General features: G+C 63.3%; 15 protein-coding genes. 7 read left to right on the top strand and 8 right to left on the bottom strand.

The window, feature by feature from the left end; translation table 11 throughout:
* Nucleotides 1–6: 6 nt before the first annotated feature.
* The 7 genes from QZH45_RS13705 to QZH45_RS13675 all read left to right on the top strand — a co-directional run bounded on the left by QZH45_RS13705 (nt 7) and on the right by QZH45_RS13675 (nt 10,985).
* Nucleotides 7–951: a DUF58 domain-containing protein gene (locus QZH45_RS13705; protein ID WP_024779684.1), complete on the top strand. Its 945-nt coding sequence runs from the start codon at nt 7–9 to the stop codon at nt 949–951.
* Nucleotides 948–1,442, top strand: coding sequence for a DUF4381 domain-containing protein (locus QZH45_RS13700; protein WP_055135819.1), 495 nt, complete (start codon nt 948–950; stop codon nt 1,440–1,442). Before QZH45_RS13705 ends, QZH45_RS13700 begins: the two co-directional genes overlap by 4 nt.
* A complete protein-coding gene (locus QZH45_RS13695) occupies nt 1,435–2,514 on the top strand; it encodes a vWA domain-containing protein (protein ID WP_024779686.1) in 1,080 nt (359 codons plus the stop codon). The genes QZH45_RS13700 and QZH45_RS13695 overlap by 8 nt, the downstream gene beginning before the upstream one ends.
* Nucleotides 2,511–4,244, top strand: a complete 1,734-nt coding sequence (locus QZH45_RS13690; RefSeq protein ID WP_024779687.1) for a tetratricopeptide repeat protein — start codon at nt 2,511–2,513, stop codon at nt 4,242–4,244. Before QZH45_RS13695 ends, QZH45_RS13690 begins: the two co-directional genes overlap by 4 nt.
* Complete coding sequence (locus tag QZH45_RS13685) at nt 4,241–5,878, top strand: BatD family protein (protein WP_024779688.1); 1,638 nt, start codon at nt 4,241–4,243, stop codon at nt 5,876–5,878. Before QZH45_RS13690 ends, QZH45_RS13685 begins: the two co-directional genes overlap by 4 nt.
* A gap of 224 nt (nt 5,879–6,102) precedes the next feature.
* Nucleotides 6,103–7,347, top strand: coding sequence for an exonuclease SbcCD subunit D C-terminal domain-containing protein (locus QZH45_RS13680; RefSeq protein WP_055136240.1), 1,245 nt, complete (start codon nt 6,103–6,105; stop codon nt 7,345–7,347).
* Nucleotides 7,344–10,985, top strand: coding sequence for an AAA family ATPase (locus QZH45_RS13675; protein WP_055136239.1), 3,642 nt, complete (start codon nt 7,344–7,346; stop codon nt 10,983–10,985). Before QZH45_RS13680 ends, QZH45_RS13675 begins: the two co-directional genes overlap by 4 nt.
* Nucleotides 10,986–11,171: 186 nt before the next feature.
* On the opposite strand, the gene QZH45_RS13670 is transcribed toward QZH45_RS13675, so the two are convergent.
* The 8 genes from QZH45_RS13670 to gabP all read right to left on the bottom strand — a co-directional run bounded on the left by QZH45_RS13670 (nt 11,172) and on the right by gabP (nt 19,646).
* Nucleotides 11,172–11,297: a hypothetical protein gene (locus QZH45_RS13670; protein WP_257225734.1), complete on the bottom strand. Its 126-nt coding sequence runs from the start codon at nt 11,295–11,297 to the stop codon at nt 11,172–11,174.
* A 183-nt stretch (nt 11,298–11,480) separates the two neighbouring features.
* Nucleotides 11,481–11,660: a hypothetical protein gene (locus QZH45_RS13665; RefSeq protein ID WP_024779691.1), complete on the bottom strand. Its 180-nt coding sequence runs from the start codon at nt 11,658–11,660 to the stop codon at nt 11,481–11,483.
* A gap of 156 nt (nt 11,661–11,816) precedes the next feature.
* A complete protein-coding gene (locus QZH45_RS13660) occupies nt 11,817–12,992 on the bottom strand; it encodes a lactonase family protein (RefSeq protein ID WP_055135665.1) in 1,176 nt (391 codons plus the stop codon).
* Entirely contained in the window at nt 12,979–13,272 is a 294-nt protein-coding gene (locus QZH45_RS13655; RefSeq protein WP_024779693.1) for a DUF5629 family protein, read from the bottom strand. The genes QZH45_RS13660 and QZH45_RS13655 overlap by 14 nt, the downstream gene beginning before the upstream one ends.
* A 218-nt stretch (nt 13,273–13,490) precedes the next feature.
* Nucleotides 13,491–14,840 carry a TolC family outer membrane protein gene (locus QZH45_RS13650; RefSeq protein ID WP_055135666.1) on the bottom strand — a complete coding sequence of 450 codons (1,350 nt, stop codon included), beginning with the start codon at nt 14,838–14,840 and terminating at the stop codon, nt 13,491–13,493.
* 2 nt (nt 14,841–14,842) lie between these two features.
* Entirely contained in the window at nt 14,843–16,213 is a 1,371-nt protein-coding gene (locus QZH45_RS13645) for an HlyD family type I secretion periplasmic adaptor subunit (RefSeq protein ID WP_024779695.1), read from the bottom strand.
* On the bottom strand, nt 16,206–17,927 hold the full coding sequence (locus QZH45_RS13640; RefSeq protein WP_055135667.1) for a type I secretion system permease/ATPase: 1,722 nt from the start codon (nt 17,925–17,927) through the stop codon (nt 16,206–16,208). The genes QZH45_RS13645 and QZH45_RS13640 overlap by 8 nt, the downstream gene beginning before the upstream one ends.
* Before the next feature lie 318 nt (nt 17,928–18,245).
* Entirely contained in the window at nt 18,246–19,646 is a 1,401-nt protein-coding gene (gene gabP, locus QZH45_RS13635; protein WP_024779697.1) for a GABA permease, read from the bottom strand.
* Between the last annotated feature and the right edge of the window lie 299 nt (nt 19,647–19,945).

The following is a 19,945-nucleotide window of genomic DNA, read 5'->3' as shown; positions in this document are numbered from 1 at the left end:
GAGGTCATGAATAACCCACTGGCGCCCACACCGGGCATCCGCGTCAGCCTTTCGGAGCTGATCGAGATGCGCCATCGCGTGCGCGAAGTGCAGTTGTTTTCGACACCGGGCCAGCGCAGCCCGTTGATCGGCCTGCATCACTCCAAGCTGCGCGGACGCGGGGTAGACTTTGACCAGGTGCGGGTCTACCAGGCCGGCGACGATGTACGCACCATCGACTGGCGCGTCACCGCCCGGACCCAGGAGCCCCACACCAAACTGTTCCATGAAGAACGGGAACGGCCGATCTTCATCATGATCGAACAGAGCCATCGCCTGTTCTTCGGCTCGGGGCAAGTATTCAAGTCGGTGCTTGCCGCCCAGGCCGCCAGCCTTATCGGCTGGGCAGCGCTGGGGCATAACGATCGGGTGGGTGGGCTGGTGTTCGGCAACAACACCCATTACGAGGTCAAGCCAAGGCGCAGTAAGCAGAGCCTGCTGCAACTGCTCAATCGCCTGGTGCGGGTCAACCAGTCGCTGCACACCGAAAGCGAGCCGGACCGCGATTCATTCGGCGTTGCCCTGCGCCGGGCCCGCGAGGTGCTGCGCCCCGGCAGCCTGGTCATTGTGATCTGCGACGAACGTGCGCTGTCCGACAGCGCCGAACAGCAACTGAGCCTGCTGTCCCGTCATTGCGACCTGTTGCTGCTGCCGCTGTCGGACCCGCTTGACCACGCCCTCCCCGCTGCCGGATTGCTGCGCTTCACCCAACGTGGCGCGCAGCTGGAACTCGATACCTTGAACCTCGAACTGCGCCAGGCCTATCGGGCGCAGGCCGAAGCACGCCAGGCACGCTGGGAGTGGCTGGCGCAGAAGCTGCGAATCCTGATGTTACCCCTCAGCACCCAGGGTGACATGGTCGAACAACTGCGCGACTACCTGAATCCCGGCCGGGCGGGGAAAAGCCGATGAGCAGCCTTGATCAGTTGCAGCCGCTGATAGCCCCCCCTCCCGTCGGTTTCTGGCCTCCAGCGCCCGGCTGGTGGCTGCTGCTGGTGCTGTTGCCGTTACTGGGGCTGGGCTTGTGGCAATTGCGCCGGTTCCTGCCCATCAAGCGCACCACTGTCCGCGCCGAGCAACCTCTGGACCCGGTGCGCCTCGCCGCCCTGGCCGAACTCGCACTCCTGCCCAAACCCTATGACGGCGCGCCGGCCGGTGCCTGGCTGCAGCAACTCAACGGGCTGCTCAAGCGCCTGTGCCGCAACCACTACCCCTACAGCCAGAGCCACACCCTCAACGGGCGGAAGTGGCTGGCCTTCCTGGATAACCGTTGCCCGGCGGCCGGGCTGACCCGTTGGATGGTGCTGGTCGAAGGTGCGTACAAGCCCGAATGCAAGCTGGATGACAAGGCCATCGCCGGCCTGACCCAAGCCGTTGAAATCTGGATTCGCAAGCATGTTTGAATTCGCCTGGCCGTGGATCTTCGCCCTGTTGCCGCTGCCCTGGCTGATGCGCCTGGTGCTGCCGGCGGCCGACAGCGGCGAGTCGATGCTCAAGGTCAGCTTCCTGGAGGACCTGGAAGGCCTCGTCGGGCGTCGGGCCCGGGCCAGCCTGCCGAGCTGGCGTCAACAGGCGCCCTTCATCCTGCTCTGGCTGCTGTTGCTGATCGCCGCCGCCCGCCCGCAATGGTTGGGCGAGCCGCTGCCGATTGCCGCCAGCGGCCGTGACCTGCTGGTGGCGGTGGATGTCTCGGGTTCCATGGACTTTCCCGACATGCAGTGGAAGGACGAAGAAGTCAGCCGCCTGGCGCTGGTCCAGCACATGCTCGGGGACTTTCTCGAAAGCCGCGAAGGCGATCGGGTCGGCCTGATCCTGTTCGGCAGCCAGGCCTATCTGCAAGCGCCGCTGACATTCGATCGCCGCACGGTACGGCGCTGGCTCGACGAAGCGCGCGTCGGCATTGCCGGCAAGAACACCGCCATCGGCGACGCGATTGGGCTGGCCCTCAAACGCCTGCGCCAGCGCCCGGCCCACAGCCGCGTGCTGATCCTGGTCACCGACGGCGCCAACAACGGTGGCGAGATCGACCCGCTGACCGCCGCCCGGCTGGCTGCCGACGAAGGCGTGAAGATTTATCCCATCGGCATCGGTGCCGATCCGGAACAAAGCGGCACTGCGGGTTTTCTCGGCGTCAATCCGAGCCTGGACCTTGACGAGCCAACACTCAAGGACATCGCCCAAGCCACGGGCGGCCGCTACTTTCGCGCCCAGGATGGTGAGCAACTGCTTGCGATCAAGACCACCCTCGACCAGCTCGAACCGGTGGCCCAGCAACCGACCCAGGCGCGCCCCGCCCAGGCGCTCTATCAATGGCCGCTGGCCGTTGCGCTGCTGTTGAGCGTGTTGCTGGTGGCCCGGGAGCGCTGGCCGGACAACCCGTTGCAGCGCCTGTTCACCCAGCCCCTTTTCCAACCAGCGCACCCCACCGAATGGCGTCAACGCCTCAAACGCCTGCGTTTGCGGAGGCGTCGATGAGCGCTTTCTGGCCTCACTGGCTACGCCCCGCTTTCGTGTTGCTGCTGCCCCTGCTGGGCTGGTTGCTCTGGCAGCTGTGGCATCGGCAGAAACGGGTAGGCCGCTGGCAGATGATCCTGCCCCCGGCGTTCCATGCCGTGCTGCTCAGTGGCGGCAGCGGCCGGGAAAGCCGGCTGCCCTGGATCGCCTTGGGCCTGGGCTGGTTGCTGATGGTGCTGGCATTGCTGGGGCCAAGCTGGGCGCGGGTCGAGCAGACCAGCCAGAAACCCGCCGACCCGCTGGTGGTGGTGCTGGAACTGACGCCAGAGATGCTCGCCACCGACGTTCCACCTACACGCCTGGAGCAGTCCCGGCGCAAGCTGTTGGACCTGCTGCATAACCGCAGCGATGCGCAGACGGCGATCATTGTCTATGCCGGCAGTGCCCATACGCTGGTCCCACTGTCCGACGACCTGTCCACCAGCACCAACCTGCTCGAAGCACTGACACCTTCGATCATGCCGCAAAGTGGTCATCGCGCCGACCTGGCGATCAACAAGGCCATGGCCCTGCTGGAGCAGGGCGGGCTGGGCCATGGCCGGATCCTGTGGATCGGCTCATCGTTGAACGAGCAGGAACGCCAAGGCATTCACCTGGTGCTTGAAGGTTCCGCCACGCGTTTGTTGATGCTCGGCATCGGTACCCGGGAAGGCGCGCCGGTGGCCCAGGACGATGGTAGCTATCTCAAGGATGAGCAAGGTGCGATCCTGGTGCCGCGCCTGGACAGCCAGAGCCTCAAGTCCTTCGCCAGTGAGCTGGACGGTCGCTATCGCCCGGCGCGCCTGGACGACAGCGACCTGAAAGGCCTCGGCCTGCTGGCCGGCCCGCGCCATCTACGCAGCGACGGCCAGACCCTTCGGCTGGACACCTGGGCAGACCAGGGCTATTGGTTGCTCCTGCCGCTGTTGCTGCTGGCCGCCTGCGCCGGACGCCGGGGCTGGTTGTTCTGTCTGCCATTGCTATTTTCCTTGCCGCAGACCGGTCATGCCTTCGAATTCCAGGACCTGTGGTTGCGCCCCGACCAGCAAGGCCTGCATCTGCTGAAGCAGAAGCGCCCCGCCGAGGCCGCCGAGCACTTCGAGGACAGCCAATGGCAAGGGGTCGCCTTGTATGAAGCGGGCGCCTACGGCGAAGCCGCCCGACGTTTTGCCGAGGGCAGCGACGCCCGAGCGCATTACAATCGGGGCAACGCGTTGGCCAGAAGTGGCGAATTGGAGGCCGCGCTGGATGCGTATGAACAGGCCCTGGAATTGCAACCGGACCTGCGCCCGGCGCAAACCAACAAGGCCCTGGTGGAAAGCCTGTTGAAGGAGCAGGCTTCGCCGCCGGATGAACCCGAGCCTGCCGAAAGCGAGGAGTCGGGCCCCCCAGAGCAATCGCCAAGCGCCGGTGCGCCCCCCCAGTCTTCGCAGACCGAATCGACCCCTGCCGAAGCCGCCACGGCACTGGATGAAACCCAGGCGTCCCACAAGCCTGCGACGGGCGCCCAGGACGTACCGGGCAGCGAATTGCCCGATGAACAGACCACCACACCCCCGCTGCGCCCCGCCGCCGGCCAGCGCAACGAAGAAGAAGAGCATCAGGCGCTGGAGCAATGGTTGCGCCAGATCCCGGATAACCCGGGGGAACTGCTCAGGCGAAAATTCTGGTATGAACAGCAAAGCCATCAGGCCCAGGGAAAAACCCAATGATCCGCTTCACCGCCCAGTTCCTTGCCCTGCTGTTCTGGATGGGCGCCGCCCAGGCTGCACAGTTGACGGCCAGCGTGGATCGCAGCCGCCTCAACTCAGGGGAAACGGTGGAACTGACCCTGGAATCCAACGACGCCACGCTGTTCGGCAAGCCGGACCTGAGTTCGCTGCAGTCGTTATTCGATGTGCGCGGCACCCGCCAAGTCAACCAGTTGACCACCCTGGATGGCGAAAACCGCGCCACCACGCGCTGGATCGTAACCCTGCTGCCACGCCAGAGCGGCACCGTGATCATCCCCGCCGTGCATTTGGGCGAAGTGGCCAGCCAGCCGATAACGCTGCAAGTGATCGAAAGCGAAACCCGCAATGCGGCCGGGACCCTCGCACCGATATTCATCGAAGCCAGCCTCGACCAGAGCCATGTGTATGTGCAGGCCCAGGCGATCCTGACCCTGCGCATCTATCATTCGGTGTCGCTGTACGACGACAGCAGCCTGACGCCCCTGCACATTCCCGACGCACGTTCCGAACAGTTGGGTGAGTCCCGCACCTATGAGAAAGTCATCAACGATGTGCGCCACGGCGTGATCGAACTGCGTTACGGCATCTATCCACAGCGCAGTGGCGAACTGACGATCCCGGCCCAGACTTTCAGCGCCACCCTGGTCGAGCCCGTGGCCAAGGACGCCACATCGTCGGGGGCGAAACCCGGCCAGTTGATGCACGTCAGCTCGACGCCACTGCTGTTGACCGTCGATCCCAAGCCGGCCAGCTACCCGGCCGATGTGCCCTGGTTGCCGGCACGCAGCTTGTCCTTGAGCGAGAGCTGGAGTCCGGAACCGACCCATAGCCAGGTGGGTGATTCCCTGACCCGCAGCCTGACCCTTGAAGCCGAAGGTCTGGCCAGCGCCCAACTGCCACCGTTGCCGGCCACGGAAATCAGCGGTCTGCGGCGCTATCCCGATCAGCCGGTGCTGAGCAGCCGCAGCAGCGAACGCGGACTGGTGGGCAGCCGTGAAGACCGCGAGGCGCTGGTGCCAAACCGCAGCGGCACCATCGAGCTGCCGCCCGTTGAGGTGATCTGGTGGAACACCCGGGAAAATCACCTGGACCGCACCAGTCTTCCGGCGCGAACCCTGCAAGTGGCAAACAACCCGAGCCTGATGGTGGATACGCCAACGGGTACGCCCCAGATCGTGACCACCGTCGACAACGAAGCCTTGTGGTACTGGCAACTGAGCTCGTTCCTCCTGGCCTGCACGACACTGCTCGGCTTCGGCTTGTGGTGGCGCGCCCGCTCGCAGCCGGCGATCCTGCGCGCGGCCCAGGCCGGACCGAGCCCACGCACCTTGCTGGACGACCTCAAGCGTACCTGCCTGGCCAACGACCCCCATGCCACCCGTCAGGCACTCGACGCCTGGGCCCGTCAGCAGCCGGAAACCCTGGCCGACATGGCGGCGCGCTTCGTCCCCCTGTCCGACGCCCTGGATGGCCTCAACGGCGCGCTCTACAGCGAAACCGGCCAGCACTGGCAGGGCGAAGACCTGTGGCGCGCCATTCGGGCCATTCCCGCCGCGGAGCGCTCCCAGGACCCGTTGGGTGACAGTGGGTTGCCACCGCTCTACCCGAAATAATCCCCAGCCCTTGTGGCGAGGGGATTTATCCCCGCTGGGCTGCAAAGCAGCCCCAGAACAGGCGACTCAATCTGTCTGATACATCGAGGTGTCAGGTTTAGGGCCGCTTCGCAGCCCAACGGGGATAAATCCCGTCGCCACAGGATCGGTTGTTCCCAGTAAACTCAGCATCCTTTCAGCCGCCCTTTTTTCACGCGGCCATCACCTGTTTTCTGGAGTTTGCCTTGCGTCTGTTCCACACCTCCGACTGGCACCTGGGGCAAAATCTGCACGGCCAGGAGCGCGATTTCGAACACGCGTGCTTCCTCGAGTGGCTGCTGCGCCAGTTGGCCAGCGAAAAGCCCGATGTCCTGCTGATTGCCGGCGATATCTTCGATACCGTCAACCCGCCGGTCAAAGCCCAGGAGCGACTGTACGACTTCATCGTCAGCGCCCACGAACAACACCCCAACCTGACCATTGTGATGATCGCCGGCAACCACGATTCCGGCTCTCGGATCGAGCTACCCGCGCCGTTGATGCGACGGCTGCGTACCCACGCCCTCGGCCGGGTGTTGTGGCTGGACGACGGGCAACTGGACGTCGAACGCCTGTTGCTGCCGTTGCCCGATGCCAAGGGCAAGACCAGGGCCTGGTGCCTGGCCCTGCCGTTCCTGCGCCCCGCCGAAGTGACCGGCGCGCAACTGGGCGATGACTACCTGCGGGGCATCGGCCAGGTCCACGAATGGCTGATCGCCGCCGCCAACGGCAAGCGCAAGAAGGGCCAGGCATTGATCGCCATCAGCCATGCGCACATGGCCGGCGGTTCGGTGTCCGAGGACTCGGAGCGCAGCCTGATCATCGGCAACGCCGAAGCCCTGCCCGCCAGCCTCTTCGGCCCGAGCATCAGCTACGTCGCCCTCGGCCACTTGCACAAACCGCAAAAGGTCAACGGCGAAGAACGCATCCGCTACAGCGGCTCGCCGATTCCGCTGTCCTTCTCGGAAATCGGTTACAAGCATCAGATCCTCGACGTCACCCTGGACGGCGATACCCTGGTCAAGGTCGAGCCACGATTGATTCCCCGGGCCGTCAATCTGCAACGCCTGGGCCCGGCGCCGCTGGCCGAGATCCTCGGGCAGCTCAAGGACCTCCCGGACATCGACCTGCTGGCCGACATCCAGCGGCTGCCCTGGCTGGAAGTGCGGGTGCGCCTCGACGAGCCACAGCCGGACCTGCGCAATCAGGTGGAAGCCGCACTGCAAGGCAAAGCTGTGCGACTGGTGCGGATCGCCGCCGAATACGCGGGCCACGGCAGTGCCGGGAGTACCGATGACGACGCAGCCTTGATCGAACTGGATCAGCTGAGCCCACAGGAACTGTTCAGCCGGGCCTGGCAGGACACCTATGGCAACGAAGTGGATGAGCAGACCCTCAAGGATTTTGCCCTGCTGCTGCAGGACGTTCAGATGGAGGGCGAGCAACCATGAAGATCCTCGCGATCCGCCTCAAGAACCTCGCCTCCCTGGCCGGCCCTTTCGATATCGACTTCACCGCCGAACCCCTGGCCAGCGCCGGCCTGTTCGCCATCACCGGCCCCACCGGCGCCGGCAAAAGCACCTTGCTCGATGCCCTGTGCCTGGCGTTGTTCGGTGCTGTGCCGCGCCTCAACCACACTGGGCGCGATGCCAAGGTGCCGGACGCCGACGGGGAAATCGCCACCGGGGACCCACGCACATTGTTGCGCCGCGGTACCGGCGATGGCTACGCCGAAGTGGATTTCCGCGGCATCGACGGGCGCCGTTATCGTGCCCGTTGGGAGGCCAATCGCGCTCGGGAGAAGGCCGGCGGCAAGTTGCAGGCCAGTCGCCAGAGCCTGCGGGACCTGGACAATGACCAACTGCTGGCAAGTCAGAAAGGCGAGTACAAGGCTCAGCTCGAAGCTGCCTTGGGCCTGAACTTCGAGCAGTTCACCCGTGCCGTGTTGTTGGCCCAAAGTGAGTTCAGCGCATTTCTCAAGGCCGATGACAACGACCGCAGCGAACTGCTGGAAAAACTCACCGACACTGCCCTGTACACCCGCCTCGGCCGCCGCGCATTCGACAAGGCCAAGCAGGCCAGGGAAAACCACAAGCATTTACAGGACCAGGCCACCGGCGTCACCCCGCTGTCCCCCGAGGCCCGGGCCGAGTTGGACACGCGCTTCAACGAAGCCCAGCAACAGCTCAAGACCCAACAGGCCCAACTCAAGCAGCTGGAGCTGCAACACACCTGGCTCAAGGACCTGCACCAATTGCAGGAAGCGCACGCCAGCGCCGCTGAACAACTGCAACAGGCCAAGGCCGACTGGAACACCCTGGCGCAAGAGCGCCTGAAACTGACCCGCCTGGAGCAACTGGCGCCCCAGCGCCATCAGTTCATCCGCCAGGCGGAACTGACCCGGCTCCTGGCGCCTCTGGCGATACAGATCCGGCAGCTAGGCCAGCAGCAGATCGACCTGAATGAACAACAGGCAGAACTGGAAAAAGCCCTGGCCGCAGCACAACAGGCACTGGCCTCAGCCCGTCAACAAAACACCGACAACGCGCCGTTGCTACGCAAGGCCTTTGAAGAGCAGAACACCCTCGCCCGCCTGATCACGGAAGCCAATCAGGGGGGCGAGCGCCAGGCGCAGGCGCAATTGGCCTGCACGGATGGCCAGCGTACCATCGACACCCTGCTCGAACAGCAGAACCAGGTGGCCGCGCGCCTGGCGCGCATCGCCACCGAGCTTGAGCAAAGCACCCACCTCGCGCCGCTGAGCGATGCCTGGAAGGCTTACCGTGATCGCCTCCAACAGTTGATGCTGATCGGCAACCGCTTGAACAAGGGCCAGGCCGAACTCGCTACGCTGGAACACAGCGCCACGCGCGCGGCCGAGGAGTTGGTAGCCCGTCGGCAAGAGCTCGAAGTGCTTTACAAGGAGGCCGGCGCCGAACCCGAAGCCGTGGCCGAACAGATCCAACTGCTCGGCACTCTGCTGCAAGACAATCGCAAGCAACAACGGGCCTTCGAAGACCTCACGCGGTTGTGGGCCAGCCAGCAAGAGCTGGACAAACGTGACACCGAGCTTGAACAACGCCAGCAACAGGCGTTGCAGGAGCGCGACCGACTGGTGCGCGAAGGCGGCGAAGCCAAGGCCGAGCTGGCGGTTGCCGAACAGACCCTGACCGTGACCCGCGAACTGCTGGCGCGCCAACGACTGGCCCGCAGCGAAAGCGTCGAACACTTGCGCGCGCAGCTACAGGACGAGCAGCCTTGCCCTGTGTGCGGCAGCGTCGAGCATCCTTATCATCAGCCAGAAGCGCTGCTGCAAAGCCTCGGACGCCACGATGAAAACGAAGAGGCCAGCGCCCGCAGCGCCGTCGACCTGCTCAATGAAAAAGTCATCGACCTGCGTGCGCAGTACAGCGGTGTCATAGCCCAGCTCAAGGAGCTGAAACAACAGCAGGAACAGCTGGCAGCCCAGCAACAGGATCTGACCCCCAGCCTTGAAGCCCATCCGCTGTCCGCGCAACTACTGGCGCAAGATGCCGCCAGGCGCGACGCCTGGCTGGCCCAGCAGAACACCCAACTGCATCAGCGCATCAACCAGGACGAACAACGACAAGCAGCCCTTCTGACCCTGCAACAGGACGCCGCACGCCTGTCCCAACACCTGCGTAACGCTGAAACGGCGAGCCAACAGGCGTCACTGCACTTGAGCAATCAGCAACAGGAATTGGACCGGGATCGGCAACGCCTGGACGATGAGCTGAGTCACTTCAGCAGCCTGTTGCCAGCGCAGACCTTGCAAGCCCTGCGCACCGAGCCCGCCGCGACCTTCATGCAGCTCGACCAGCAGATTGCCCAACGCCTGGAGCAATTGGAACAGCAGCGTGACGAACTCAGCGAACAGCTCGAACGCCAGCAGACCCTGGAAAAGGAACGAGACCGTCAACAGACCCGCGTCCAGCAACTGGAGTCGGCGCAACAACAACTCAAGGGCCTGACCGAACAACAGCAGGCCTGCCACCAAACCCTCGCGCAACTGCTCGGCGAACATGGCAGCGCAGAACAGTGGCAGCAACAACTCGACCAGGCCCTGGAACAGGCGCGCACAACCGAAACAGCGGCCAATCAGCAACTGCACGAATTGCGCAACAGTCTGGTGCAACTGGCTACCGAACTCAAAGCCCGGCAGGAGCAGGCGAACGCCCTGGATTCTGAATACCAGGCCCTGGCCGCTGGCATCGCGCAATGGCGCACTTCCCATGCGGAACTGGACGACGCTTCCCTCGAAGCCCTGCTCGCTCTCGATGAGCAACAGGTCGGCCAGTTGCGCCAGCGATTGCTCAGCAGTGAAAAGGCCATTGAGCAGGCCCGCGTATTGCTGACCGAACGGGAACAGCGCCTGCAGAATCATCAGGCCCAGCACAACGGCAACCTGTTGCCCGAACAACTGGCCGAGGCCCTCGCCCAACTGCAACAGCAATTTTCCGCCAGCGAACAACGTTGCGCCGAGCTGCGTGCCGAACAGGCAGAAGACCAACGCCGACAGAACGCCAACCAGGCCCTGGCCCTGCAAATCGAGCAAGCCTATACCGAGTATCAGCGCTGGGCCCGGCTGGATGCGCTGATCGGTTCGGCCACTGGCGACCGCTTCCGCAAACTGGCCCAGGCCTACAACCTCGATTTGCTGGTGCACCACGCCAACGTCCAGTTGCGGCAACTGGTGCGCCGCTACCGGCTCAAGCGCGGCGGCAGCATGCTCGGGCTCCTGGTGCTGGATACGGAAATGGGCGATGAACTGCGTTCGGTGCATTCACTGTCGGGGGGCGAAACCTTCCTGGTCTCCCTTGCCCTGGCGCTGGGCCTGGCGTCGATGGCGTCCAGTACGCTGAGGATCGAGTCGCTGTTCATCGACGAAGGCTTTGGCAGCCTCGACCCCGAGTCCCTGCAACTGGCAATGGACGCCCTCGATGGCTTGCAGGCCCAGGGTCGCAAGGTCGCGGTGATCTCCCACGTGCAGGAAATGCACGAGCGCATCCCGGTGCAGATTCGGGTCCAGCGTCAGGGGAATGGGTTGAGTACGGTGGAGGTGAAATGAAACAAGCGATCTCTGCAGGAGCAAGGTTTGCTCTAACGCCAGTCAGTTAACGATCAGACGACGCAAAACCTGTGGGAGCGAAGCTTGCTCGCGATAGCGGTGGGCCAGTCAATATTGTGGCTGGCAGACTTACCGCAATCGCGAGCAAGCTTTGCTCCCACAGGGGTCGGTGGTTTGCTGACCCGATCAGTCTTGAAGCAAACTCAGTAATCGCTCACGGGCCGCTTCCGGCTCGTCGGGGACCGGCTGGGCAGCCGAGACAATCGGGGTGGAATAGAGAAACAGCAGCATCATTGCCAGACGCATCGCCATGGTGTCGATCCTTATGGAAGAAAGGAGTCAATTTTTCAGCGTCAAATTTAAACACATGGCTATGTGATATTACAGTGGGTCTTTCAGAACACGCTGAAGCGCCTGATGAAAATGACGAAGCCTGCGATCTTTTCTCTCCCTGTCGAGACGAAAAGATCGCAGGCTTCAGTCGTTCCGGCGCGCTCAGTGCTGGGTCTTGTGATCCAGGGCTGCGTAGAAGTTGGCGCTCTGTTGCAGGTATTTCTCGGTGTAGCTCTGGGTACGATTCTTCTTGTCGCTGATCTCGATGCTGGCATTGGCCGGCAGCGCCACGGTGGCGGAGATGGCGGAAGCGGCGATAATGGAGAAGAGGTTCAGGTTCATGGCGGTATTCCTCGGATTCAGTTGGCTGTCTTGCCCGGTCGGGCCGTGAAGCAAACTTACGCGCCGAGGCGTCTCGTCTAGAAATGCTTTGCAATGCTAGCGAATATCAGTCCCGTTGATATAACCGCACAGGCCCCGAAAAACGGGGCCTGTGACCTATTGACGCTGGATGAACTTGACATCGCTCGGTGCATCCATCGGCAACTTCTGCACCGGCTTACCCAGCAGGCCGGTCTTTGGATCACGTTCGAACACCACGATCTGATTGCTCTTCTGATTGGCAACCAACAGGAATTTCCCGCTCGGATCGAGGCTGAACTCCCGCGGATGATCGCCTTCCACGGAGCGGCGTTGCAGTTCTTTCAGCGTGCCGGCAGCCGGGTCGATGGCAAATACCAGCACTTCGTTGCTGGTGCCACGGTTGCTGACATACAGGAACCTGCCATCCTTCGAGGCATGCAATGCCGCAGCCGCCCTCGCCGGCTGAGGCTTGCCCGCCGCCAGGTCAACCAGTTGGCGCTGGACCAGGCGACCGTCCTGGTAATCGAACACCGCCACTTGCGCGGTCATTTCCAGGGTCAGCCAGGCGTGCTTGCCATCGGCGCTGAACAGCAGGTGGCGCGGTCCGCTGCCGGGCGGCAGTTGCACGAACGCCGGGTCGGCAGCAGTCAGCGGCAGCTCGGGATTGGCCTTGGGGTCGTAGCGATAGACGAACACCTTGTCCGCCCCCAGGTCGTTGGCGAACACATATTTGCCGTCGGGCGACGACACGGCCGAATGCACATGGGCCGACATCTGCCGCTCGGGGTTGACCCGGCTTGGCTGGTGACTGCTCAACTGCACGACGGGCGCCAGCTTGCCATCGGCGCCCACGGGCAATACCGCAAGCGTACCGCCCGGATCCTCCACCACCGAATAGTTGCTGACCAGCAGATGCCGGCCATCGCCGCTGAGGCTGGAATGGGTCGGCTCATTGCCCACGGTCTGCACCTGGTTGATCAGGCTCAGTGCGTGGGTCGCCGGGTCGATGGCATAACTGCTGACCTTGCCCACCGGATCCTTCTGCCCCGGCCCATTCTCGTTGACCACGAACAGCCGGCTCATGTCCGGGGACAGGGTCAGCCACGACGGGTTGTCGGTCTTGATCACCTGCAACGGCTTGGCATCGAGCTGGCCGGTACGGCTGTCGAACTGCAGCCGGTAGACGCCCTGGCTCTGGCCCGCCGTGTAGGAGCCCACCAGCAATTGATAGCGCTCATCGGCGTTGGCGTACATGCCCATGGCACCCACGCTGCCGGCCATCAGCAATGGCCAGAGACTACGCATCTTCATGTTCGTCCTCCTCATCATGGCCACTGATCGCTTCCACACATTCCAGGTGGTGGTCGCCCGAATCGCTGGAAATGATCCAGTGCCTCGAAGCCGGGTCGAACGTCGCGGCCTGCATCTGCGCAGGCGTGAAACGCCAATGTGCGAGCGTGCGGCCATTCATGCACTCAACGTGCAACTGGTCCTGCTCGTCGAGGGAAAAATCGAATGCATGCAGCCCGTCGATGATCAGCATGTCGCAGGTTTCGAGGGCGTGCAGCAGAGTGTCGGTTACGGCAGTCATGGGAATCGGTCGGTCGCTGGGAAAGTGAGCATGATAGCTCAATGTCCGGGTTGGCCTTGGGCTATCAAGTCCGGAAGCGTGTTGCCCGGCAGATCGCTATCGCGAGCAGGCTCGCTCCCACAAGGGTTTCGGGGTGACCGCAGGACTCATGTCCACCGCCAATCCCCTGTGGGAGCCGGGCTTACCCGCGATGGCGGCGAACCTACCCACCCGGAACCTCAGAACAACCGCTGCACCTGCTCCAGCACCGCGCGGTTCATCTGGCCGGTATGGGTGTGCAGGCTGACATAGCTTTGCAGCATGTCGAGCTTGGTATTGAGCAGGTCCCGACGGGCCTGGAACACCCGCTGCTGGGCATCGAGGATGTCCACGGTGGAGCGCACGCCGCCCTGGAAGCCCTTCTCCGTCGACGTCAGCGCGCGCTGGTTGGACTCCACTGCGCGCTGCATCGCCTTGCTCTTGGCGAACCCCGCCACCACGCCCAGGTAATCGGTTTCGATGTTCTCGGCCAGTTGCTGGCGCTGCACGTCATAGTCCGACTGGGCACCGGCCAGTTGCGCTTCGGCCTTGGCCACCGAAGCACGCACCGAGCCGCCGCGATACAACGGGATATCCAGTTGCACGCCCACGTAATAAGTGTCTTGGCGCGGATCGAGTTCCTGGTACTGACGGGTTTCCCTACGGGTCAACTGAGTGGTCAGCGACAGACTCGGGTAGTGCCCGGCGCGCTGGCTGTCGGCCTGGGCCTCGGCCACCTTCACCGCCGCCAGACGGGCCGCCAGCTCGGGGCTGGCGTCACGGGCGATGGCCGTCCAGTAACGCAGATCCTGCTCCGGCGGAATCGGGCTGCCGAGGGGCAGTTCCTCACGCATCGGCTGGATGTCGTCGATGGGCACGCTGGCCCGGCCGGACAAGGCTCGCAACGCCGCCACCCGGCGAGCCTGGGCTTCAGCCTCCTGGGCCTCGACCAGATCGAGCCGCGCCTGGGCCTCATCGATATCGGTGATCGCGCCCTGGCCACCCTGGTAAAGCTTTTTGCTCTGGATGACCAATCCATTGATGGCCGCCTTCTGCTGGGCGATCAATTTGATTTCGTTCTCGGCCCGGGCCACATCGAAATACCCTTTGGCAACCCGGTCGTACAAGGTCTGGCCGGCAACATCGAACAGCTGGCTGCCCAGTTGCCCGCGAGCCTTGCCCTCTTGATAAGCCGCCCAGCGGCCCTTGTCGTAAAGCGCTTGTTGCGCCGCCAGAGTGACGCTGTTCGCCTGGTAGTCGTTGCTGTTGACGTAGCCCCTGTCATCGCCGCCGTCGGTACGTCCGCCGTAACCGTAGCGCGACGTCAGGGATACCTGTGGATACAGACCACCGCGGCCGATGGCATCTTCGTTGCGCGAAGCGTCGAAAGCATGGGTGGCCGATTGCAGCGTCGGGTCATTGAGGCGTGAGGCATCGTACGCGGCGATCAGGCTCAGGCCACCTTCGGCGGCCCACGCTGAGCTGATCGCCACCCAACTGGTACACAGGCTCAACAACACGCGGGAGCGATAGAGGCGACGGTCAGTCATGCTCATTCCTCCTTGAAGGCAGCCAGCAAGCGTTCGCGCAAAGGTTTCATCAGGTAATTCATCAGAGTGCGTTCGCCGGTCACCACCGTGACATCGGCCAACATGCCCGGCCGTACCCACAGGCCGGCGGCCTGCAGCGAGGCGACGGTATCAGCGGGGATCTCGACCTTGGCGGAGAAGTACGGCTGGTGCGTCTGCTCGTTGATCAACTGATCCGCCGACACCGTACTGACCGTGCCCGTGACCGTCGGCGTGTCCACCCGCTGCAGCGCAGTGAAATGCACATGCACCGGCAGCCCCGGTCGCAGCTTGTTGGCCATCAGCGGCTCGAACCGCGCAGTGATCGCCATCGGCGCATCCAGGGGCACTACTTGCATCAGGGTCTGGCTGGCCTGGACGACGCCACCGACGGTGTGAATATTCAAGTCCATGACCTGTCCGGTCGCCGGCGCGCGGATGGCACCATTGTCGACTTCGAACTGCAAGGCGCGGATCTGATCGGCGTAACCCGCCGCCTCGGCGGATACTTCGCTGAGCTGGGTTTCGGCATCGCGACGGAACTCCTGCTGCGCCTGCAAAGCCTTGAGCCGACTTTCGTTGATCGACTGGCGGGTCCTGCCGACATCACCAATCCCGGAGGCAATCTGACCGGCCAATTGGGCGGCGTTGCGCTCGGCCTCGAAGAGTTTGTTGCGCGGGACGTAGCCTTCACGCGCCAGGTCCCGCAGTCCCTCCAACTCCTGGCGCTGGAAGCGCATCTGTGCGTCGTAGTTGCGCTTGACCCCTTCGTAGCCGAGCAGTTGCTGCTCCAGCGCCGCCACTTCGTGCTCAATGATCTGCAAGCGGCTGCCCAACTCGGCGCGGCGGCTCAGGAACAACTGGCTCTGCAATGCCATGGCGGCCTTGACCCTTGGCTCGTCGGCACGGGCCAACAAGTCCTCCGGCCACTGGATATCGGCGCGGCCCAGGCGCTCGGCAATCAGGCGCGCCTCGATGCTGCGGTCGTTGAGCAACTTGCCCAGCGTCACGTCCAACTGCGCTTGTGCCTGCACGGTATTGAGCTGCACCAGCAATTGCCCCTGGCTGACGCGATCGCCATCGCTGACCAGCAGCTTTTCCACCACGCCGCCCACCAGCGACTGCACCGCCTTGCGCTCGCCCGCCACCACCACCGTGCCGCTGCCTACGACGCCCTGGTCCAGCGGCGCCAGGCAAGCCCAGAGCAACGCACCGCCCAACGCCAGCACCAGGAAACCCACGCCATAACGCGCCGCACTGCCGGCATCGGTATTGGCGCCGGGCAACGGGCTGACATTGCGCAGGCTCCTCCCCTGCTCGCTATACGCGTGTGGACTTGGAGTCAGATCATGCATCTTCACCAGCCTCCCTCACCGCAGCCGGTCGCGGCCCCGGCATCAGCGCCTTGAGTACCCGGTCCCGTGGACCGAATGCCTGTTGGGTCCCGTCCTTGAGCACAAGGATGTGATCGACCATCGCCAGCACGCTGGGCCGGTGGGTGATCAACACCACCGTGCTGCCCGCGGCCTTGAGCACGGCAATGGCCTGCACCAGGGCCTGCTCGCCGGCTTCATCGAGGTTGGAATTGGGTTCGTCGAGCACGATCAGCGCCGGACGCCCATAGAGCGCACGGGCCAGGCCAAGGCGTTGCTTCTGCCCGCCGGACAAGCCGAGCCCTCCGGGGCCCAGCGGCGTGTCATAACCCTTGGGAAACCTGAGGATCATTTCGTGGATACCGGCGTGACGGCTGGCGGTGATGATCTTGTCGGCATCCTGCTCGCCGAAGCGGGCGATGTTGTCGGCCACGCTGCCGTCGAACAACTCGATGTCCTGGGGCAGATACCCAAGGTGGGGGCCGAGGGCGTCGTGGGACCACTGGCTGATCTCGGCATTGTCCAGGCGTACCGATCCGCCCAAGGGAGGCCATACGCCGACCAGCGCCCTGGCGAGGGTGGATTTGCCACTGGCGCTGGGGCCCACCACGGCGAGCACCTCACCCTTTTCGAGATAGAAGTTGATCCCCCGCAGAATCGGCTGCGAGGCGCCGGGCGGGCCGACGTACAACTGCTCCAGGCGCACCGCGCCAGTGGGCGGCGGCAACGGCATGCGCAGGTGATCACGGGGATGCTGGGCAAGGAGCAGGCTCAGGCGCTGATAGCTCTGGCGCCCGGCATTGAATTGCTTCCACGAGCCGACGGCGATTTCCACGGGCGCCAAGGCACGCCCCAGCAGGAGCGACATGGCGATCATCATGCCCGGCGACAACTGGCCTTCCAGCACCAGCAGCGCCCCCAGCCCCAGCGACAGGGATTGACCGGAAATGCGCACGAAACGGGTCATCGAGGTGATACGGGCGCCACGGTCACTGGCATGGGCCTGGGCGGCGATGATGCGTTGCTGCAGCAGGCTCCAGCGCTGACGCAACGGCCCGAGCATACCCAGCGCCTGGATGACTTCGGCGTTGTGCAGCGTACTGTTGACGTAGACCGCCGACTGCACACCCAGGCGATTGGCTTCACCCAGGCGCGTGCGGGTCGCCAGTTCGCCCCACAGCGCCAGGCCGATCAGCACGAGGGCGAGCACCAGGGTCAGCACCCCGAACCAGTGGTGAAAAATGAATGCCACGAGCAGGAAGATCGGCAGCCACGGCGCATCGAGCAAGGCGATCAGCCCCTGCCCGGTAATCAATTGCCGCAGCGTCGCCAGGTCGCTGAGCACCTGCGCCGGGTTGGCGTTGTGCTCGCGCAGGCTGCGGGCAAAAGCGGCATCGAAAACCCGTTCGCCCAGGGCGTCGTCCAGCCCCGCGCTCATGCGAATCATCACCTCGCCGCGTACCCACTCGATCAAGGCACTGAACATGAACAGCCCCAGGGCGATCAGGGTCAGCATGAACAAAGTGGTTTCATTGCGACTGGTCAGGACACGGTCGTACACCTGCATCATGTAGAGCGACGGCACCAGCACCAGTAGATTGATGACACCGCTGAACAGCGCCAGGGACCAGAACACCCGGCGATAGCTCAATAACGCGGCATCGATGTCATGACGAGGATCGAGAAGCAGCCCCATAGAATGGCAACCCGCAAAAAAATAGTCGGTCCAGGACGCAATCCATCGCGAGTTTGTTTGCCCGAAGGCGTTTGAGAAGCCCATCGATACAGCTGACGTGACGCCGCCACGGCGCCAATTAATGACAACGCTCGAACGGGTTAGTGCCAGATCGGCAAAAAGGGTTTACAGGCAGGGTGACAGGCGGAGAGCCTGATTTCAGGAGGGTGTTTCAGAGGTGAAACAGATCGGGAATGGAACGCCTCTTGTGGCGAGGGGATTTATCCCCGCGCCACAGATTCCCCTCGCCACAAGTGTTTCATCTAGCTTTCCCTGGGGCTATCCCAGGGAAGCCGCCCTTTCCACCTGAGGCTGCTGCCGCGAGGTGACCAGACCGATAAAGGAAATGATCAACGCCAGGCCGAGGGTCGAGCTGACTTCGCTACGGTGCTCCGGCGTCACCATCATCACCGCCAGCGCCGCGCAGATGAACACGATGACCAGCCAGGTCAGCCAGGGAAACAACCACATGTGGAAAGTCAGCTCGACGTTCTGGCGACGCAGCAGTCGGCGCATCCGCAGTTGGGAGACGGCAATCGCCAGGTACACCAGCAACGCGATGGCGCCGGAACTGGCGAGCAGGAACTGGAACAGGCCGGCGGGCATGAAGTAGCTGAACAACGTGATACCTGCCCCCAACACGGTACTGGCAATCACTGCTGTGCGCGGGACGCCGTCCCCCGACGTTACCCTCAAGGCCTTCGGCGCATCGCCGCGTCGCCCCAGCGAATACAGCATGCGCGAGGCGATGTAGATCGAGGAGTTCATGCAACTGGCCACCGCAATCAGCACCACGGCATCCACCAGGAACTTGGCATGGGGAATGTTCATCAGTTCCAGGGCTCGCTGGTAGGAGCCCACCGAAGCCAGTTGCGGATCGTTCCACGGCACTACCGAAATGACCACGAAGATCGACAGCAGATAGAACACGCCAATGCGCCAGATCACTGAGCGCGTCGCCTTGGCGATGTTTTGCGCGGGGTTATCGGATTCAGCCGCCGCAATCGTCACCGCCTCTGTCCCGATGAAGCTGAACATGATGGTAATGAAGGCCCCGACCACCGCCGACAAACCGTTGGGTGCGAAGCCGCCGTGTTCTTCCATCAGGCGGCTCAGGCCGCTGGCTTCCCGCTCGGGAATCCAGCCCATCAGAACGGCGAACCCCAGGGAAATGAAACCGATGATCGCCACGACCTTGGCCATCGCGAACCAGAACTCGAACTCGCCGTATTTGGACACGCTGAACAGGTTCGTCACCGCCAGGGCCACGATCGATACCGAAGCAAACAACCAGGCATCGATGGACGGAAACCACTGGTTCAACACATGGCCGGCGGCCAGCGCCTCGATGGGGATCACCAGGACCCAGAACCACCAGTAGAGCCATCCGATGGTAAAGCCGGCCCAGCGCCCGATGGCCTGGTCGGCATAGGTGGAGAACGAGCCGGTGTCCGGGCGGGCCACCGCCATCTCACCGAGCATGCGCATGACCAACACCACCAGCAGGCCGGAAGCCAGGTAAGCCAGCAATACAGCCGGGCCCGCCGCTGCAATGGCATGCCCCGACCCCACAAACAAACCTGCGCCAATGATCCCGGCAATTGACAGCATGGTGACGTGACGAGGCTTGAAGCCCTGTGCCAAGTGGCCGTTCGAATCCTTGAAACTGGGGCTGGTCATTTTCTTGTTCTCTTTTTAATCGACATTGAACGTACCGAGTAACAGACGCGGCGAAGAAACGGTGCGCCACGTTACCCGTCTCACTTGCTGACAGAATTATCTGTAAGCGCTCCTTTTGTGCCTGATCTCGTCATAAACTACGTAGCATTTGGCCATGCATCACCCATCCGAGGGCTATTGCAGAGCGTTCGCACTAAAAGGCCAGCATCTAAATAAATGCTTTAAATATTTTATCGAGTTAAGTATTTTGCATGGATCCGGGGCACTGTATGCCCTCTTTTCCAGTGACAAAGGACCTC

It is taken from the genome of Pseudomonas corrugata, from assembly GCF_050920615.1.
Classification (GTDB): Bacteria; Pseudomonadota; Gammaproteobacteria; order Pseudomonadales; family Pseudomonadaceae; genus Aquipseudomonas; species Aquipseudomonas corrugata.
The sequence above is the reverse complement of the archived record's forward strand: the minus strand, read 5'-3'. Positions and strand labels throughout refer to the sequence as shown.

Excerpts from the sequence above, each read along its gene's own strand:
- QZH45_RS13705 (WP_024779684.1), top strand. The coding sequence starts at position 7 with ATGAATAACCCACTGGCGCCCACACCGGGCATCCGCGTCAGCCTTTCG.
- QZH45_RS13700 (WP_055135819.1), top strand. The coding sequence starts at position 948 with ATGAGCAGCCTTGATCAGTTGCAGCCGCTGATAGCCCCCCCTCCCGTC.
- QZH45_RS13695 (WP_024779686.1), top strand. The coding sequence starts at position 1,435 with ATGTTTGAATTCGCCTGGCCGTGGATCTTCGCCCTGTTGCCGCTGCCC.
- QZH45_RS13690 (WP_024779687.1), top strand. The coding sequence starts at position 2,511 with ATGAGCGCTTTCTGGCCTCACTGGCTACGCCCCGCTTTCGTGTTGCTG.
- QZH45_RS13685 (WP_024779688.1), top strand. The coding sequence starts at position 4,241 with ATGATCCGCTTCACCGCCCAGTTCCTTGCCCTGCTGTTCTGGATGGGC.
- QZH45_RS13675 (WP_055136239.1), top strand. The coding sequence starts at position 7,344 with ATGAAGATCCTCGCGATCCGCCTCAAGAACCTCGCCTCCCTGGCCGGC.
- QZH45_RS13670 (WP_257225734.1), bottom strand. The coding sequence starts at position 11,297 with ATGGCGATGCGTCTGGCAATGATGCTGCTGTTTCTCTATTCCACCCCG.
- QZH45_RS13665 (WP_024779691.1), bottom strand. The coding sequence starts at position 11,660 with ATGAACCTGAACCTCTTCTCCATTATCGCCGCTTCCGCCATCTCCGCC.
- QZH45_RS13660 (WP_055135665.1), bottom strand. The coding sequence starts at position 12,992 with ATGAAGATGCGTAGTCTCTGGCCATTGCTGATGGCCGGCAGCGTGGGT.
- QZH45_RS13655 (WP_024779693.1), bottom strand. The coding sequence starts at position 13,272 with ATGACTGCCGTAACCGACACTCTGCTGCACGCCCTCGAAACCTGCGAC.
- QZH45_RS13650 (WP_055135666.1), bottom strand. The coding sequence starts at position 14,840 with ATGACTGACCGTCGCCTCTATCGCTCCCGCGTGTTGTTGAGCCTGTGT.
- QZH45_RS13645 (WP_024779695.1), bottom strand. The coding sequence starts at position 16,213 with ATGCATGATCTGACTCCAAGTCCACACGCGTATAGCGAGCAGGGGAGG.
- QZH45_RS13640 (WP_055135667.1), bottom strand. The coding sequence starts at position 17,927 with ATGGGGCTGCTTCTCGATCCTCGTCATGACATCGATGCCGCGTTATTG.
- gabP (WP_024779697.1), bottom strand. The coding sequence starts at position 19,646 with ATGACCAGCCCCAGTTTCAAGGATTCGAACGGCCACTTGGCACAGGGC.